Origin of the sequence: Tamlana crocina (assembly GCA_040429635.1) — a bacterium.
Taxonomy (GTDB): Bacteria; Bacteroidota; Bacteroidia; order Flavobacteriales; family Flavobacteriaceae; genus Flavisericum; species Flavisericum crocinum.
The window spans coordinates 563,453-581,195 of record CP158972.1 but is presented as its reverse complement, the minus strand read 5'-3'; the positions used below and the strand labels follow the sequence as shown (position 1 = coordinate 581,195).

Below are 17,743 nucleotides of genomic sequence, written 5' to 3'. Positions count from 1 at the left end.
AGTTACATAAATAACTGCATTTTCTTTTTTATATCTTAAAGTCTATTTTTGGTGAATGATTGAAGATTTATCCAATATTCCCGTTCGTGACGATTTACAGACCATTGCGTTTTACAACCTCGAAAACCTCTTTGACGTTACCGACGACCACCTGATTAACGACGAGGCTTTTTTACCCAATACCAGACGAAAATGGACGCCCAAACGTTACGAAAACAAACTACGGAAGCTAAGCTTTGCCATTGCCAATATCGGTAGAAAAGAAACCGGAAAACCTCCGGCCATTGTGGGCTTAGCCGAAGTGGAAAATGCCAAGGTAGTTGAAGATTTGCTTAATGCCAAACATTTAGTCGAGTACAACTATAGCTACGTTCACTATAATTCGCCCGACGAACGCGGTATTGACACAGCCCTGATTTATGATGTTGATGCTTTTAAGGTGTTGCATTCTGAAACGTTTAGCGTGCCATTGCTCGATGAGGACGGACAACCCGATTATACCCGTGATATTTTACTCGTTTCTGGACTGCTCGATAATGAAAAAATCCATGTGATTGTGAACCATTGGTCCTCCAGACGTGAAGGTGCCAAAGAAACCGAATTTAAACGCATTGCTGCAGCCAAAAAAGTGGTAGAAATCATGGACCAACTAAAAGCAGTTGATGAGGATGCTAAAATTGTGATTATTGGCGACTTTAATGACGACCCGTCCTGCAACAGTATTGCGCACCTTGTGAACCATGGTCAACTGTACAACCCCATGGACATTTTACATACCTATTCCAGAGGCACCACCACCCATAATTTTAAATGGAATCTGTTCGACCAGATTATGTTCACCACCAACTTTTTTGAAGCCACGCCAAATACGCTAAGTTTCGATAAAGCCGAAATTTTTGATACCGATTTTTTAAAACTGAATAAAGGAAGGCACAAAGGCAAACCGTTTAGAACTTACGTTGGGCCAAAGTACAAAGGCGGATATAGCGACCATTTTCCAGTGTATGCGATTTTTAGGAAGTGACTTTTATGTCACCCCGAACTCGTTTCGGGGTCTTATCAAAATTCTATTCTAACGGAACAATAGCTCAGCGACCAATATCATGATTTAGAACTAAATTTCAACAGATTCCCATGCTTCAATCGGAATGGCACCAGAAATCAAACGGCCTGCAACAACACAAAAGCCAAACCTAAAATACCTAAAGGCAATAACCACAGTAGCCAAATGCTGTAATTCAGTTTTTTGTTTTTCAGCATTTTGGCATTGAGTACTTTTCGTTTTCGCCCACCGTATTTCATCCAATTTTTAAAATGAATGAAAACTACGGCCAAAACGAAAAGCGTCCACACTTTTCCGGCCGACATGGTATCGACATGCATACTCCTAAAGAACCCCGCAAAAAACACGCCCAAAACCAACAGCAAACTGCACTGCAAAAAGGTGATATAAAACACGGCAATACTATTGGCCTTTTTACTTTTTCTGTTTTTGTAATGCTGAAAAACGTGGTAGAACAGCGCGTCGAAAGTGGTCATCTCTTTTTTTGGCAAATATATTCTTTTAAGAACTCATTCTACATAATCTACACTAATTTCGTCAAGTTCGTAAACACCATCAAAACTATCTTGTCCGCTGCCCGTGTATTTAAAGGCGATGTAAATGGGTCCTGAGGCGCAGGATAAATCTACCGTTCCGGAATTGAACCATTCGGCAAAACTATCGGTATCTTTCACCACATAAGCATCTGCCAGTACTCCCCAAGTGGCCAATGTTATTGTGGCTTCGTTGCCATCCCAATCTTGCGAATAGAGCACTTCCATATAACTGCTATCGGCCAAACTGTTTGAGGTTTTAAACCTAACGGTTACTCCTTGGTAGGCAACTAAATCAATGGCCGGGGTAATGAGCCAACCGATATTGCTCACATCGCCCGAACTGGCTGATTGAAACCGCGCCGAGCGCCCCAAAGAGGCATTGGACGAATTTGATGAATACCCCTCCCAGGCCTCGGTGCCCGCTTCAATATAGTTGGTCCAACCCTCAATTTCTATGGGACGGTTGTTGCGTTGCGGCTCAAAATCCTCATAAAACAAATTGTTTGTCCCTAAAGTGGAAGCAATACCACAAGTGAGTTCCATGGGGTCGCAACGCTCTGCGCTTTCAAAATTGATATCGGCCGAACTGTTTAAAATCAACACATTAAAATCATCTCCAAAATCACGACTAAAAATTCCGGCAATACTTCCTTTACCTTGCGGCACAATTAAAGACTTGAAATCGGCAAAGGTGCTGGTTTGCATCCTAATGGAAATGCCCGATTCGCAACTTTCCAACAGCCGGAAACCATCAAATTCATCGAACGATTCACTTGCAAAAGTGGCTCCCATTTCAAACCGATTGAGTTGCATATTATCCAATTGGATTAGGGTGTTTAAATCGGAACTGCTCAAATGGGCCAACCCAACGGTTTTTGGGATAATTTCAGCAATATCGTTACTTCTTAAAATGATGTTTTTATACTCGGCTGCCTGAATTTGCGACACATTAACCCCATCTTCCTTACCTATGGTTATCACACCATTTTCCTCACCAATGGCCAATCCGTTTAGTTTTACATATATTTTTTGCCCGAATTGATAGGTATCCGACAGGCTACTCACATTGATACTTACCCGAAATCCCAATCGTGGGTCGTTATCGGGACTGCTCCCATCGACTTTATTTTGAATGATGAGCTCTTCGAAAAAGTTCCCCGCTTTATCAGACGATACCACATAGCCTTCAATATACAAATCGGTTTCGTCATCGATAACGGCCAAACTATTGCCGTTGTTCACCGCCTGCTCGTACAGTGATTTTATAGCCTTAAACGTGGTGATTTGCGTTTGCGGAATTTCGGGTTCAGTAATTGAAATATCGGGCAAACCAAAATCGTCGTCCTGAACACAGGATGCCAAAAGCAGTAAAATTGCAAATAGCTCTAAAATTGATTTTATTTTTGTCATTGTATTGTCTTTTTGAGTATCAAAAGCTCATAATAGTTTTAATTTTCGTCAACCTGAACTCGTTTCAGGTTCTCACTTGAACATGAATATTAAAATTATGAGATTCCGAAACAAGTTCGGAATGACGGCTCTACTATAATTAATATTCATATCATATTTTCAAGTTCCTTTTTTTCAAATGTCGATTATCGACCTAAAACCTAAAGTTCAAATTCAAAAAATAGGTCGTGCCGCGACCATACCAATATTTGGGTCCGAAAACGGGAGTAGCCAAGGCTTTATCGTCGCGCAACTCACGGTAATTGGCGTTTCTGCCTTGCTCAAAACCACCTGTTTTATAAATTTCATCCAAAAGATTGTTCACACTGGCAAAAAGGCCTACATAATATTGCCCGATTTTCCACGATTTGCCGCCCACCAAATTCATCACCATATAATCATCAAAACGCTCTTGTTTCAGTAGTTCCTTTGCTAATGCTTCGTCGTAATCGTTAAATGCATTGCCATCAAAATCGGTATTGAAATTGGACGAACGCGTTAACGGACTCACGTCAATAAAGGTATTACTGAAAAAATTAGCGGTAGCTCCAAACCACCAATAATCGGGGTCGCGGTACTCAAAACCCACCGAATAGGCATTTTGCGGCCCCGATGCGAGTCGGTAATTCTTTAAGTTCGATGTTTCGAAATCTTTAAAGCCATCCACAAAACCCGCTTCGAGAGCTTCGTCGTCCGGCTCGGTCGAGAGGTATAAATTCGGGTTGTTATCATAAGTAAACTGCCCAACGGCTGCCGCGCCTTTCAGTTTTATGGTTGAAGTGACTTGAGCTTCAACACCCAATTCCGTTCCGAAATGTTCTTTCTCGATGCCCTGCAAAATCTCTTGTACAAACACGGCATTATCGCCTCCAATACCATCTGCAAAATAGAAGGATATTTCACTGGCATCTGAAATTTTGGTGAAATAGCCCGTGAGTTTGGCTTTTACAATTGGGGAACGGAAGATGTAACTGCCGTCAACCGACATGATTTTTTCTTCGGAAATATTGGGTACTACGTTATGGTTTTCACGGGAATTTGAAAAGGTATTTTGAATGGATGGCGGTCGCGACAAATACCCGGTATTAACATTGAACACATGCTTTCCCGAAAGTTTATACGTAAATCCGCCTTTTGCACCAAACCCTGTAAAATTTTGTTTTTCCCCTTTTCCAAAGGAACTATCGGGGAAACCGCCATTTTTGTAAAGCCCTTCGCGCTGGTACTGCGTATTTTTTAAACTTAACGCACCATAAAAATCAATTTTTTTATAAGTGAATTGTGCTTGTGCAAAGGCATTAATTTCGTTAGCGAAAATGTTGTAATGGTATTTGAATTTTTCGCCTTCGGAAACCAGTCGGTTGGGGTTTTGCAAATCGTTTTGGGATTCATTAATTTCAGTGGCAAAACCATCAATATCGAGATATGTTGAAGCCCCCAACAAATCTAAAACCTCGGCGAAATTTTCAGATTTTAAGTTTTTATAATTCACTCCAGCATTGAAAATGATGTGGTCGCTAATATTTTTTGTTAAAATAGAATTGATTGTGAATTGTTTGTCGTCCACGCGGTCTTCGTACAACGCATAAATGGCGTTTCTTCCATTTTGACTGTTAGTGATGTTCGCTTCGTACATGCTGCTCCAATCAATTTGCCCGTCATTTTGAAACGCCTTCAATGCGCCGTAGGCAAACTGTAAATCGTTCGGGAAATTACGTTCGAAATAGCTAGGCAATTTTTGATAATAGGCTGGGCTCGGGTTGGCACCGCCACCCTGCGGAAAACCATCCACCAAATCGGTGCCGTTGTAATCTAGCCGACTATTACCCATTTTTCCGAATTGATAGGCTACATTGGTATTTAAATTCGTTTTCGGATTCACCTTCCAATAGTAGTTCAGCATCACAATCGGTTCGTTGATGTCCTTGATTCGCGAATTCCGTTTTTCTCCATTCTGCCAGCCCCAATATTCGTTGTATTTTATACTTTTTAAATTGTAAATTTCTTGGGTGTTGGGCGATGATTTTCCGCGTCGGTTTGGGGTGTAAATGGCCGTGAAGTTCAAACTGTGGCTGTTGTTGATTTTCTTTTCCGCGGAAGCGAAAAAAGAATTGGCACTATACAGCGTGCCATCCTGATAGCCTTCGTTGCCCCAGCGCCGACCCAACGACACGGTGTAAGCCCAATTGTTTTTGAGCATGCCTGAAGCGTAAGTAGCCATAAGGCGGTTGGTGTAACTGCGATTGGAAGAGGAATAGGTGATGCGCCCGCCCGGTCGTGCCTGCGATGCCCGAACATTGATGTTTGTCGCCCCCAAAACACCGCCAAAGGTATAGCTTGAAGGCATGAGTCCCAATGCCAATTCCTGATTGCGGAGCACATCGTTGATGCCGCCCCAATTGCTCCATTGCGGACGGCCGTTGTAGGTTTTGTTCATTTCAATGCCGTTGATAAGCAGTGTACCGTTGTTGGAATCAAGTCCGCGCATTCTGAAAAACGACGAACTAAACTCAAATGCTGCGGTACGTTGGAAGACATCGAGCGAAGAAGCCAGAAGCCCTGAGATATTATCGGCGCCGCTGGTATCGTCATTCAGTTCGTCGTCTGACAATGTTATGGTGAACAAATCGGCTGCGTAGGCCGTGTTCCGTTCCAAAATCATATCGGAAATATTCACGGTTTCGCCTTCATTCACCACAATGGGATAGCGATTGGTGAGATAGCCTGTTTTGGAAATACGCAATACCTGCTCGCCCAAAGGCACATTGTCTTGAAATATAAATTCGCCCAAAACATTTGTGAGAACGAACTGTTCGATCTCCTCAATGGTAACGGTAACGCCTTCAATTGCCTCATACGAAAGTGCATCTTTAACACTACCTTTAATTAATGTTTGCTGTGAAAAAACAGGGATTGAGAACAGGCTAAACAGGAAAAAAAGTAATGTTCTATTCATTATAAAATCCAGGCAAAAAAGATGAAAAAAAGAAACACTTTGTGAAGAAATTTACAACATTTATAATAAACATGTAAATTTGGCTTAAGATTTGTTTTCAAAAACATTATGAAAAACACTCGATTTAGATTAATAAAAATCAGCCTTTTAGTGACGTTTATAGGTTTCTTCACCAATATTTACACGCAAGAAAAAAAATATAAAATCCATACGGTAGCTTTTTACAATCTGGAAAATTTGTTCGACACCATTAACAATCCCAAAAAGTTTGACGAGTACAGCCCCATAATGGAGTTAAAAACGAACAAACAGAACGCTTATCAGCAAAAAATTAAGAATATGGCCCGAGTGTTGGCAGACATTGGCCGCGATGTTACTGGGAATGCCCCCAGTATTATCGGGGTTTGCGAAGTGGAAAACAAAACGGTTTTGGAGGATTTGGTAAACGACTCCCTTTTGGTTGGTAACGATTACGGCATCATCCATTTTGATGCGCCCGATATCCGAGGAATTGATGTGGCTTTATTGTACCAAAAAAAGGCTTTTACGCCAACACATACCAGCACGCATGAACTGAAACTTTATGACAACGACACTCAAAAAAGGGACTATACCCGCGACCAACTTTTGGTGAGCGGCTTGTTGGAAGGTGAGCAAATTCACATTATAGTAAACCACTGGCCATCTCGGCGAGGTGGTGAGGCTAAAAGTGAGTATAAACGTATGGCTGCAGCTAAACTGAACAAATATCTAATCGATTCGCTACAAGTGATTGACCCTTATGCCAAAATTTTATCGATGGGCGATTTGAACGACAACCCCAACAACAAAAGCATAAAAAGCGTTTTAAAAGCGAAAAACAAACCCAGTAAAGTGGGTTTAAAAGGAATTTACAATCCGTATATGGATTTTTATAAAAACGGATTGGGCACTACAGCATATCGTGACAACTGGAGCTTGTTCGACCAAATTATGTTGACTAAACCCTTTCTGGAAAAAGACTACTCGACCTTGAGACTATATAAAGCCAGCATTTTCAACAAAAATTATTTAATTCAGAATGATGGCCCATACAAGGGCTACCCCTTTAGAAGTTGGAGCGATGGCGGTTTTAGCAATGGCTTTAGCGACCATTTTCCGGTTTATGTGTTTCTGATAAAGGAGCAATAAAAAAGACCTGATAAGTTTTTAAATCCTATCAGGCCTTTTATATATTATTAAAAGTATTCTAGCCCAACCAAGCACTCCAAGGAATTCTTGATAGTAAGAATACCAAGGCTATACTGTAAAAAATAGCAACGGTTTTTAATTTGGCTTTTGAGGTGAGTTTCTTTTTGTGCTTAGAATAACCGATAGTTATCAAGGCAACCGCAACAATATTAATAAATGGATGCTCTACCAAATACAAACGGTTTACGGCGTCTTTCATTACACCACCCATGCCCAATTCACTGAACAATTGCAAACGTGGCGACACAAAATACAGCACCAAACCTATTAACAATTGAATGTGCGAAACAATTAAGGTAAACAACGACTTTCTAAAATCGTTGGCTTCGTATTCCTTGTCTCCAAAGGTTTTAATAATGGCGTTAAACGTGGCGATTACTAAAACTAGCAATACTAAATAAGCCCAATAGGAATGTAATGATAGAACAACTTCGTACATAGAAATATTTTTAGTTAAAATGATTACAAATGTAACAATTAAAAGCTAAAAAAACCGCTTCGTTTTGAAGCGGTTTTTCTCTCTATAATTTTGTCTTAAAGCCATTTATTTTCGGCTTCAACACCGCCCCAAACCAAATTGACCAGGTAAGGGTTGTCTACAAAAGGATTTCTGTTTCCTTGAGCGGCGTAAATCACATCATTTCGTTGTTCTTCAAAAGGAGAAACGGGATCTTCAGCATTCCATTTTAAAAACAGTTCTATCCCTCCTACTTTATCAAACGTTTCACCATAACGAATATTTAAATAGAGTACCATTCTGGCCACATCTCCTTTCCATTGGTCTCCGGGGTACCATGTCTCACCTATTAACTGATAAGCACCATTCCCATCTGCAAACGGATAGTTTAACCTTAGGCTATTCACGTCGGCATCGCACGACCGCAAATGATGCAGGTCGGTAACAGCATCATCTGATGCTAACATCGATTGCGGATAAATATGCTCGGTATTAAAAGTTTGCGGGGTGTACGAATTGTTGCCCGAAGTGTATTCTTGCCAATATCTACTTTCACCAGAGTACATTAAAATAACATTGTCTGAATTACCCAAATCGGCATCGGCATTATATAAATAATTATGACGCTGTGAATACGACAAAATAGTGGTATGCTTTGTAACAGTGAGACTTTCTAATTCTTTAAAAGTTAAATCTTTGTCTTCTGAAAAAATCACGCCTTCGTAATACTCCTGCAACTGCGCAGGAATATTGAAATTAATGGCTTGGATTACAGTTACCGTTACGGTAGCGGTGGAGCAAGATGGCTCAGGACTATCGTCATCACAAATGGTGTAAGTAAAGGTATCGTCGCCTAAAAAATCCGTTTGCGGGGTATAGCTTACCGTGCCATCGGTATTTAAAACCACTGTTCCGGAAGATGATGTTCCGTCTACGGAAGTAATTTTTGCATCGTCAATAGTATCGTCGTTTTCGGTTAAACCCATTATTTGTCTGGTACTATTGTAGAGCGCCATTACATTATCATTCACTGCCACTGGATTTCCCTCGTCGGTTACAGTGATGGTTACCGTAGCGGTAGAACAATCTGGTTCATCATCACGGTCGCATAGCGTATATGTAAATGAGTCTTCGCCCACAAACCCTTCTGGTGGTGTATAAGCATACGAACCGTCACGGTTATCCTCAATAGTTCCTCCTTGCGTACTTGTAGCATCAAATGAGGATATACGGGCATTGTCTACCACGGTATCGTTACCTAAAATCCCTTTTATATCAACTTTTTTATCTTCGGTAGTTGTTGCAGCATCGTTAACCGCAACTGGCACCTCGTTGGGTTTTGGTTCCGGAATTGGCGTATCGTCATTACTTGAGCTACTGCAAGCGGCAAAAACCATTACCCAGAACATTACTACTATTTTTTTCATAAAATAATTTTGTTAAAAAAACCCCTTACCGATTTAAGGGTAAGAGGTTTTATATAATTTAAGGATTGAGGATTATTGTAAAACCCATACCCCGTTTGTTTTAATAACAGCGATATCTTCTGTACCGCTTGACCCGTTATAAATATCGTAAGTCACTACATATTTTTGGCCGTCTTCTGCTGAAGGATCTAGTTTACTTAAAACAACATCCATAGCTTCAGCGATCATTTCTGGCGTCCACTCAGCAGCATTACCTGGTCTTCTTTCAAAATTACCATAGTTTTCCATACTTCCTGTAGCTGCTGGATAAGTATCTTTTAAAGCCTCTACAATTGCTGTATAATCGGCTGGCACCAATGTGTATTTAATGGTATTATCTGGCACCCAAATGGTTCCGTCATGACCAAACTGAAGGGTTATATTAGCTTCATTTTCGTATGGAGCGAACGAGATTCCGTCGAAAACATAGGCTGCGGTATAACTCTCTGTTACACCTCCACCAACGTAAAGTTCGTACATTGACAACACAATATCTCCAGCACTTTTGGGGTTGTATTTATAAACATCTAAAAGTGCAATTGGAATTTTTTGGTTGGCTTCATCTTCACTTGTGAAGTTTGGAAAACCTTCTCCCATAGCTTCGTATTGGTCTTCAGTAAAACCTGTAAATTTAATCCACTCACCATCTTCGTAGGCAAAACCATCGGTTAATGTAGATTCACCTCCAGCATAGAAACGGTATCTTAAAGATACAAAATCACCATCTTCAGCATCTGGGTAAGTAGCATTCAAATATTGATAAATATGTCCACTTTCATCAAAATTACCATAAGTTTCACCTGTAATAGCGTTATGCTCTTCATCTGAAAGTTCGTAAACCTCTGCTTCGTAAGTATCAACAGGATTGTAAAGTTTATACGTTACTATAGCAGAAGACCCTTTACCTAATGCTGGATATTTATCGCTCAAAAAATCGGGCAATAATGCTTTCGCATCTTCTTCAGAGCTAAAGTTTCCGTATCCTAAATCTAAATCTTCGTAATCGTCATCACTCAATGTTAATACAACATCTCCAGAAACGACCAACTCGTTATTTTCATTAACTTCATTATGAATGTCTTCAAGTGGGTTACACCCAACAATAATTGCTGCTAATAAAATAGTGCAAGTATATATTATTTTTTTCATTTTCGTTTTTTTTAAAATTGAACTCTTAATCCTACGCTGTACGTTCTGCCAGCACCATAGTAAACTTGAGCAGCCGTTGAAGTTCCATCTATATCATTCGCATCAGAGATATACTCTGTATTAAATACGTTGTTAATCTTTCCGTTTAATGTGGCTTCAAATGGTCCCATATCAAATGTGTGACGCAAACCAACATCAAACAAACCAAAATCTGGCAACTTCCATACGTTTGGCAAATCAGCGCTTCCTCTGTTAGTTACATCGTAAGATGCATAGTTATCTCCTGCAAAGTTGTAATCAACATAAACGTTTGATTTTGGAGCTAATTTATAATCTGCACCCAAAGCAAAAGTGGTTTGTGCAGCATCACCAACTTTTAGGCCGTCTGCATAAACCTCAATAACGTCCAGTTCGTTTCCTGCTTGATCTCTAATTATAGAAGTAACATCGCTCTTCCATTTCCAGTTACCTAAAGAGGCCATACCTGTTACTGTTAACTTGTTTGTAGCTTTATATCTAAAATCTACCTCAACACCTTGATGTAAGGCATCAATACCTAACAAGTTATAAAAAAGTACTTCGTTGTTGGCTGCAGGTACAGACCCGGCATCTGCCTTATCTAACCAATTCGTGTGATAAATGTTAACATTAGCGCTTAACTTTTCGCTTCTGTAACCATAACCAATTTCTGCACTGAATACTTTTTCGTTAACAGCTTCTTCATTGGCCTCAATACCGTCTTCATCTAAAAATACTGAATCTAAGAAAGGTGCTTTAGAGAAATACCCAACATTAACAAACACGTTGTGATTCATATCGATATTGTAGTTACCACCACCTTTAACGCCAAAACCAACAAAGTTTACCTTATCAGAAGCTCTGCTACCAACAATCTCGCTGTTCATATATTCTTTTTGCTGATAGTTTGTATTAGAAATATCGGCAGCCATAAACACATTGAAAGAATCGTTTATTTGATACTCTGCTTGCCCAAACAAACCAGACCTCAACACAATCCCGTCGTAATCTTTGTTGTATCTATCTCCAACTGTTAAAGGCTTTCCAAAGGCAAATGTATCAGACTCGTTATCTAAAAAGAATTGACCTCCAAGTAAATCATCAACTTCGTACCAATGCGAACCAATGTAATAGCGGGCATCTAGTCCACCAGATATTACTAATTTATCGTTAATGGTATTCTTGTAAGTAGATAAAAGCCCGTACCACTCGTGCGAGTTTCTTGAAGAAGAAATAATATCGGTAGATCCCTCTACACCATTGGCTCTATTCTCTTCCATAATTCTATCAAAATCGATAGGCTGTAATCCTGTTGGCCCTAATCTGTATTCACCAGAACCTATTTTAGAGCCCTCATCTCTACGCCCGCCACCAGAACCAAACGAAGCATATAAGGCAGTAGATAATACCGAACTATCATCGATATTCCATAAGTGGTTTAAAGATATTTGCGGTTTATGGTAAAAGTTGAAGGACTGGTGGTAAACCTCACCATTTTTTATCCCCCAATCTTTGTTTGCTTTTTGTGGGCCAGAATCGGTTTGCTGTAATTCTGCAATAGTTGAGCGGTTAAAACGTTGTCCGTGCTCCTGTTGTGCTCCAAAAGCTGTAAAAGTCAATCTGTGAGCATCGTTTAACTGCTGAGCCAAACTTATAAAATAATTATAACCAGAAAACTCTGTGCCATCTACATAACCATCACCTGAAATCTGTGAGGCACTAACAGTAGCTGCAAAACCTTTATCTGATAATCCTGTGGAATAAGTCATTCCATATTTAAAGTAACCATCATTTCCTATTGATGAAAACACATTACCGCCTTGCTCTGCATCGGTACTTTTAGTGATAATATTTATGGTTCCCCCTACTGATGGAACAGCTACTTTAGAAGCCCCAAGACCTCTTTGAACCTGCATGGTTGAAGTTACGTCACCAAGCCCGGCCCAGTTGGACCAATAAACCACACCATTTTCCATATCGTTAACAGGCACACCGTTAATCATCACAGCAACGTTTTCAGAGCTAAAACCTCTTAAGTTAACTCTACCATCACCATAACCACCACCGGCTCTGGTAGCATAAACACCCGGCGTAGATTTTAAAATTTCAGGGAATTCCTGAGTACTCAGTTTTAATGAAATGTCGGCCGCTTTTATTGTTGAAACCGCCACAGGTGTTTTCCTGTCAACAGCTACCGAAGCAATAATTTGAACCTCTTCCAAGCCCACTTGGCTAGATTCCAGCACTACGTTTCCTAGAGCTACATCTCCAGAAAACGCGATGGTTTTTGTATTGTAACCAATAAAACTGATAACAACCTCTCCTGAAGAAGCCTGCGTTGAAAGTTTAAAGTTACCATCAAAATCGGTCGTCACACCATTTGAAGTCCCTTTCTCAATAACATTGGCTCCAGGAAGTGGGATATTGGTTCCCGCTTCAACAATGGTACCCGACACGGTACTTTGCGCCATTAAAACTGTAGAAAACAATAACACTACAGCGTACATTAAAAAATGCGTAGTTTTTTTCATAATTAATTATTTGAAATTAGTCGGGGCAAAAATACGCAATATCAATGTAATAAGATTATGATATTGTTAACAAACTTTAAATTTGTGTATAAAAAAACGGTGTAAATATTTAAAATATTCACACCGTTTTAGGGTTTTTTCGTTTTTTTTATCTAAAAATTACCGCTTTTGCTTATAATAATTCAATAAATTTTGGGTTGACGAATCGTGCGGGTTTGTTGCGCTATCGTTAAATTCCTGTAAAATTTTGTTTGCTAGTTGTTTCCCTAATTCTACCCCAAATTGATCATAACTGAAAATATTCCAAATAACACCCTGCACAAATATTTTATGTTCGTACATGGCTATTAGTTTCCCTAAACTTTCGGGAGTCAATTTGTTAATAAAAATGGTATTTGTTGGTTTATTTCCTTCAAACACTTTGAAAGCTATGACGTTAGACTGCGTACTTTCTGCAATAACCTGCTTTTCGGTCTTTCCATTTAACAGTGCTTCGGTCTGTGCCAAAAAGTTAGACATCAATTTATCTTGATGGTCTTGATTACCGTGCAACGACTCGGCAAAACCAATGAAATCGGCCGGAATTAATTTTGTGCCTTGGTGTATCAATTGAAAAAATGCATGTTGCGCATTGGTACCTGGCTCGCCCCAAATAATGGTTCCCGTTTGGTAATCGATGGGCTTTCCGTTTCGGTCAACACTCTTACCGTTACTTTCCATGATACCCTGCTGTAAATAAGTAGCAAACTGGTTTAAGTATTGCGAGTATGGAATAATGGCTTCGCTTTCGGCCTTAAAAAAGTTATTGTACCAAACACTAATTAAAGCTAATATAACAGGAATATTTCCAGCAAAATCTTCATTTTTAAAATGCTCGTCCATTTTATGGGCACCATTCAACAAACTGTTGAAATTATCGTAACCAACGGCTAAACTAATGCTTAAACCCACGGCACTCCAAAGTGAAAAACGGCCACCAACCCAGTCCCACATCGGGAAAATATTATTCTCGTCTATACCAAATGCCTTTACGTTTTTAATGTTGGTTGATACCGCCACGAAATGTTTTGCAATAGCTTCCTCTGAAGTTGATTTTAAAAACCAATCTTTTATCGTATTAGCGTTTGAAAGCGTTTCCTGTGTTGTAAACGTTTTTGAAACAATAACAAACAACGTGGTTTCGGGATTTAGTTTTTTGATGACTTCGTTTACGTGGTCGCCATCTACATTACTAACAAAATGCGTATTTAAATCATTTTTATAATATTGCAAGGCATCAATCACCATTGCTGGCCCCAGATCGGATCCGCCAATGCCTATGTTCACTACATCGGTAAACGCTTTTCCGGTATGGCCTTTTCGTTCGCCGTTTACTACCTCGTTTGTAAAGCCTTTAATCTTTTCCTTTACTTGATAAATTTCAGGCATGACGTCTTCGCCATCCACCTTAAAATTAGCCGTTTTAGGCGCTCTAAGTGCCGTGTGCAATACCGCTCGTCCTTCAGTTTTATTTATGGTTTCCCCTGAAAACTGGCTTTTTATGGCTTCTTTCAACTTTACCTCTTCTGCCAATTCCAGTAAAAGCTTCAGTGTTTCATCGGTGATTCTATTTTTTGAATAATCCACATAAAAGTCATCCCATTTAATGGTAAAATTGTTCGCACGATTGGCCTCTTTTGCGAATAAATCTTTCATGTGAAGCCCTTTAGCGTCTTCAAAATGTGCTTGCAATTTTTTCCAAGCTTCGGTTGTTGTTGGGTTGATAGTTGGTAATGCCATAATTATGAATTTGCTTGAGTGATTATGGGTTGTTTTGGTTTTTCCTCTTTTATTTCTGGTTTAAAATACAGATTGTCCAATTGGTACTTAACAGGAGCAATAAAATCTAAATATTTTACTTTTAAGCTGTCTGAAATGGGTTTTGCTTCGGGCAGTTTTTGCTTAAACGGATCTACTTGTTTGCCATTCACCCAAAAACGGTAACACACGTGTGGCCCGCCAGTATTTCCCGTCATGCCAACCCAGCCGATAACATCGCCCTGTTTTACAAAATCGCCCACTTTGGCCTTTCTTCGGCTCATGTGAAGGTATTGCGTTTCGTAAGTGGCATTATGGCGGATTTTCACGTAATTACCATTGCCCCCTCTACGTTCAGATTTTGTAACCGTTCCATTTGCCGTTGCCATAATAGGTGTTCCAATGGGTGCGGCAAAATCTGTACCTTTGTGCGGACGCACCTTAAATCCATAAACTGCAATACGGCGCTTCAAGTTGTAACGCGATGAAATTCTACTGAACTTAACCGGTGCTTTTAAAAAGGCCCGGCGTAAGTTTTTCGCATCTTCGTTAAAATAATCTACAATGCCTTTTACACTATCGGTCATAAACCTGAAGGCGTAAAAAGGTTCAGTGTTATGCTCAAAATAAGCAGCCTTTACATTGTGTACCCCAGTATAAATACTATCGTCTATATATTTATCCGTATAAATAACTTTAAAGCGATCGCCTGGTTGCAAGCGCCTAAAATCGATAGTCCAAGCATAAATTTCATCGGCCAGTTTATTAGTCAAAACCGGACTTACACCTTGCTCATCCAAGGTTACTGAAATACTACTGTTAATTACGCCCGTAACCGTTTTTTCGACGTATTTAATGGGTTTTCTATCGGCATAAGCGTGAATAGAATCGGCAAAATTGATTACCACATATTCTTCTAAACTGGGTTGATAAATAAAACTTTGAGGGGTTTCAAGGGAATCTTTGGCGCACAAAATCGCATAAGGCTTACCTCTTTGAAAAAACCGAGCTATATTGTAAACTTCTTTTGTTTTTTCGGCTATATGGAAAATTTTGGGATAGCCCACATTGTTCCGTTCCAAAATTTCTCCAAAGCTTTCTCCCGGTCTTACCGTATCTCTCTTTACAATGAAGTCGTCGAGTTTAAAACCAAATTCGGTGATTTCTTCAACTTCTTCTTCTACAATTTCTTCTGGTGTTTCAACTAGCGCTTTTTCTTCTTCTTTACAGCCCACAAAAATTGCTGCAAACGCTAATAGCATAATTAAATATCTGTTCCCCACGTGTCTTTCTCGTTCTCTGTCCATAAATCTGGAAAAAATATTCTTTTTTGGTATTTAGGGTGCATGTACTTTACCCACTCACTTCCTCCTGTGGCTTCTGCCGTTTCCCCTCCAATGTTCAAATAATGATTTGCCGTATTGTAATGTGCCATCACCCATTTTATGTTTACGGTATAATCGTAATGGCGCATGGCTTTTATCAAATCTTTATTGGCTTGTGAAGCTTTGGGTAGGGTTTTAAACTTGGTCCACAAATTATTAAACTGATAAAATTTTGTAAATCTAATAAATTCCTCTTTATATCGGTCTTCAAACGCCGATAATGTATAGGTTTTTTTACCCGTTTTGAAGTCTTTGCCAGCCGCCTGCCAATATAGGTGCTCGAAAGCGTGTTCGTAGGACGAATTTCGGTCTATGGTATCCCTAAATCGTTTGTCGATAAGGTTGATTAGCTCGGTTGAAGCGAACTCTATTTTTCGGTACTGTGCGCTTTGGAATCCGCTTGCCGGAATCAATGTTGTTCTGAATTGATTGTATTGCTCGAGGTCCATTCCATCTTTCATAATACTGAACGATGACGTGAGCACATCAAAATACCGACTGATGCGCATAATTTTATCCGTAAAAACCTCGGCACTAATAGGATCGGCTTTTGCGACTTGCTCAATTTCACTCAGGATCATTTTGAACAGCAGTTCTGAGATTTGGTGGTACATGATAAATACCTTTTCGTCTGGAAAAACGGTACGCTGCACCTGAAGATTCAACAGAGCATCAGTTTGGATATAGTCCCAATAATTGATTGGTTTGCTATGCAGCAAACCCTCTAAATGGGCCTCGACATCTTGGTCGATGGCCTCATATTTTTCTTTTAGTTTTTTGTTTATGTTGGTGCTCAAAATGAGTTAATTGTTAACGACAATCTTGAAGGGGTGTTTTAAACCTTTAAAAGCTTCAAGATCGGCTCTTAGTGACCCCACCGCTAAATCGGCCTTAACACGTAAAGGTATTTTATTTTTGTCTTTAGACACCCAAAGTGTTAAACTTTCTTCTTCCTTAAACACCCGACCAGCCATTACATACGGCCTAAATTTTAAAGATTCTACCTCGCCAAAATCGGTATTGATGGTTTCTTCGCCTAAATATATCAACTTAAAACCGTAGCTTTCTTCATCAAAAAACATTTCAACCTTAGCCTCGTCACCTACTTTAATATCTCGGGTATCCATGGTATTTCGCAGATAGTAAAATGCCGATAATAAATCCTGCACGTTCGGCTTGGTATCCACCACTTTTTGAATGTTGTGCTTTATATCGTTTATATGCGCTTTATTATTTGCCTGATCGAAATGAATTTCCAAGTTTTTCGTGTACCCGCCTTCATCGATATCCCTTATAAATTTATAGGGCATTATGGTTTCTTTGTCGAAATAGGTTTCGTAGCGGTCTTTCACCTTAAAAAACCATTTGATCATTCCGGTGGTCCAACCTTTACCAACTACATGATAGACCTCTTTTTCGTTAAGTTTTGAATCTTTTACCAGCAAAGTAGCATTTCCTGCTTTTAGCCAATTGCTATAGCTCATCCTAAATTTAAACCATTCGCCATCACCAAATGCTGGTTCTGGTTGGGCCACCAAAAACTGGACTGAAACAAAAGTAATTAGTATAAGTAGTATTTTTTTCATGGTATTTGGAACTTATGTAATGTAACTTCCTAAAGCCACATTTATTGTTTTACCTTAGAAATTACAATTACTGTTCCAAAAATAAAAATTTTCTCCTAACCCCTTTGTTAAATACTGTTA

General features: G+C 39.5%; 13 protein-coding genes. 2 read left to right on the top strand and 11 right to left on the bottom strand.

Translation table 11 applies throughout. The features are described from left to right. The first annotated feature begins 55 nt into the window (after positions 1-55). Complete coding sequence (locus tag ABI125_02550; protein XCF06749.1) at positions 56-1,024, top strand: endonuclease/exonuclease/phosphatase family protein; 969 nt, start codon at positions 56-58, stop codon at positions 1,022-1,024. A gap of 137 nt (positions 1,025-1,161) precedes the next feature. On the opposite strand, the gene ABI125_02545 is transcribed toward ABI125_02550, so the two are convergent. The 3 genes from ABI125_02545 to ABI125_02535 form a co-directional block, all read right to left on the bottom strand. Beyond that, the gene (locus ABI125_02545) at positions 1,162-1,554 is read right to left on the bottom strand and encodes a hypothetical protein (GenBank protein ID XCF06748.1); all 393 of its coding nucleotides are present in this window, start codon (positions 1,552-1,554) and stop codon (positions 1,162-1,164) included. Between the two features lie 18 nt (positions 1,555-1,572). Beyond that, a complete protein-coding gene (locus ABI125_02540; GenBank protein XCF06747.1) occupies positions 1,573-3,009 on the bottom strand; it encodes a DUF5689 domain-containing protein in 1,437 nt (478 codons plus the stop codon). A gap of 193 nt (positions 3,010-3,202) precedes the next feature. Then, positions 3,203-6,004, bottom strand: a complete 2,802-nt coding sequence (locus ABI125_02535; protein XCF06746.1) for a TonB-dependent receptor — start codon at positions 6,002-6,004, stop codon at positions 3,203-3,205. Between the two features lie 108 nt (positions 6,005-6,112). On the opposite strand from ABI125_02535, the gene ABI125_02530 reads away from it, so the two are divergent. After that, positions 6,113-7,174: an endonuclease/exonuclease/phosphatase family protein gene (locus tag ABI125_02530; protein ID XCF06745.1), complete on the top strand. Its 1,062-nt coding sequence runs from the start codon at positions 6,113-6,115 to the stop codon at positions 7,172-7,174. A gap of 58 nt (positions 7,175-7,232) precedes the next feature. Here the strand turns inward: ABI125_02530 and ABI125_02525 are convergent, their stop codons facing one another. The 8 genes from ABI125_02525 to ABI125_02490 all read right to left on the bottom strand — a co-directional run bounded on the left by ABI125_02525 (position 7,233) and on the right by ABI125_02490 (position 17,623). Further along, a complete protein-coding gene (locus ABI125_02525) occupies positions 7,233-7,673 on the bottom strand; it encodes a hypothetical protein (GenBank protein XCF06744.1) in 441 nt (146 codons plus the stop codon). Positions 7,674-7,768: 95 nt separating this feature from the next. Next, on the bottom strand, positions 7,769-9,118 hold the full coding sequence (locus ABI125_02520) for an endonuclease (protein XCF06743.1): 1,350 nt from the start codon (positions 9,116-9,118) through the stop codon (positions 7,769-7,771). A 72-nt stretch (positions 9,119-9,190) separates the two neighbouring features. Beyond that, entirely contained in the window at positions 9,191-10,306 is a 1,116-nt protein-coding gene (locus ABI125_02515; protein ID XCF06742.1) for a hypothetical protein, read from the bottom strand. An 11-nt stretch (positions 10,307-10,317) separates the two neighbouring features. Continuing rightward, positions 10,318-12,855 (bottom strand): carboxypeptidase-like regulatory domain-containing protein, encoded by a 2,538-nt coding sequence (locus ABI125_02510; GenBank protein XCF06741.1) that lies wholly within the window; start codon positions 12,853-12,855, stop codon positions 10,318-10,320. Between the two features lie 159 nt (positions 12,856-13,014). After that, the gene (gene pgi / locus ABI125_02505; protein XCF06740.1) at positions 13,015-14,634 is read right to left on the bottom strand and encodes a glucose-6-phosphate isomerase; all 1,620 of its coding nucleotides are present in this window, start codon (positions 14,632-14,634) and stop codon (positions 13,015-13,017) included. A 2-nt stretch (positions 14,635-14,636) separates the two neighbouring features. Further along, entirely contained in the window at positions 14,637-15,914 is a 1,278-nt protein-coding gene (locus ABI125_02500) for a peptidoglycan DD-metalloendopeptidase family protein (GenBank protein XCF06739.1), read from the bottom strand. Positions 15,915-15,916: 2 nt separating this feature from the next. Beyond that, the gene (locus ABI125_02495; GenBank protein XCF06738.1) at positions 15,917-16,834 is read right to left on the bottom strand and encodes a tryptophan 2,3-dioxygenase family protein; all 918 of its coding nucleotides are present in this window, start codon (positions 16,832-16,834) and stop codon (positions 15,917-15,919) included. A gap of 6 nt (positions 16,835-16,840) precedes the next feature. Next, entirely contained in the window at positions 16,841-17,623 is a 783-nt protein-coding gene (locus tag ABI125_02490) for a DUF3108 domain-containing protein (GenBank protein XCF06737.1), read from the bottom strand. Positions 17,624-17,743 lie beyond the last annotated feature (120 nt).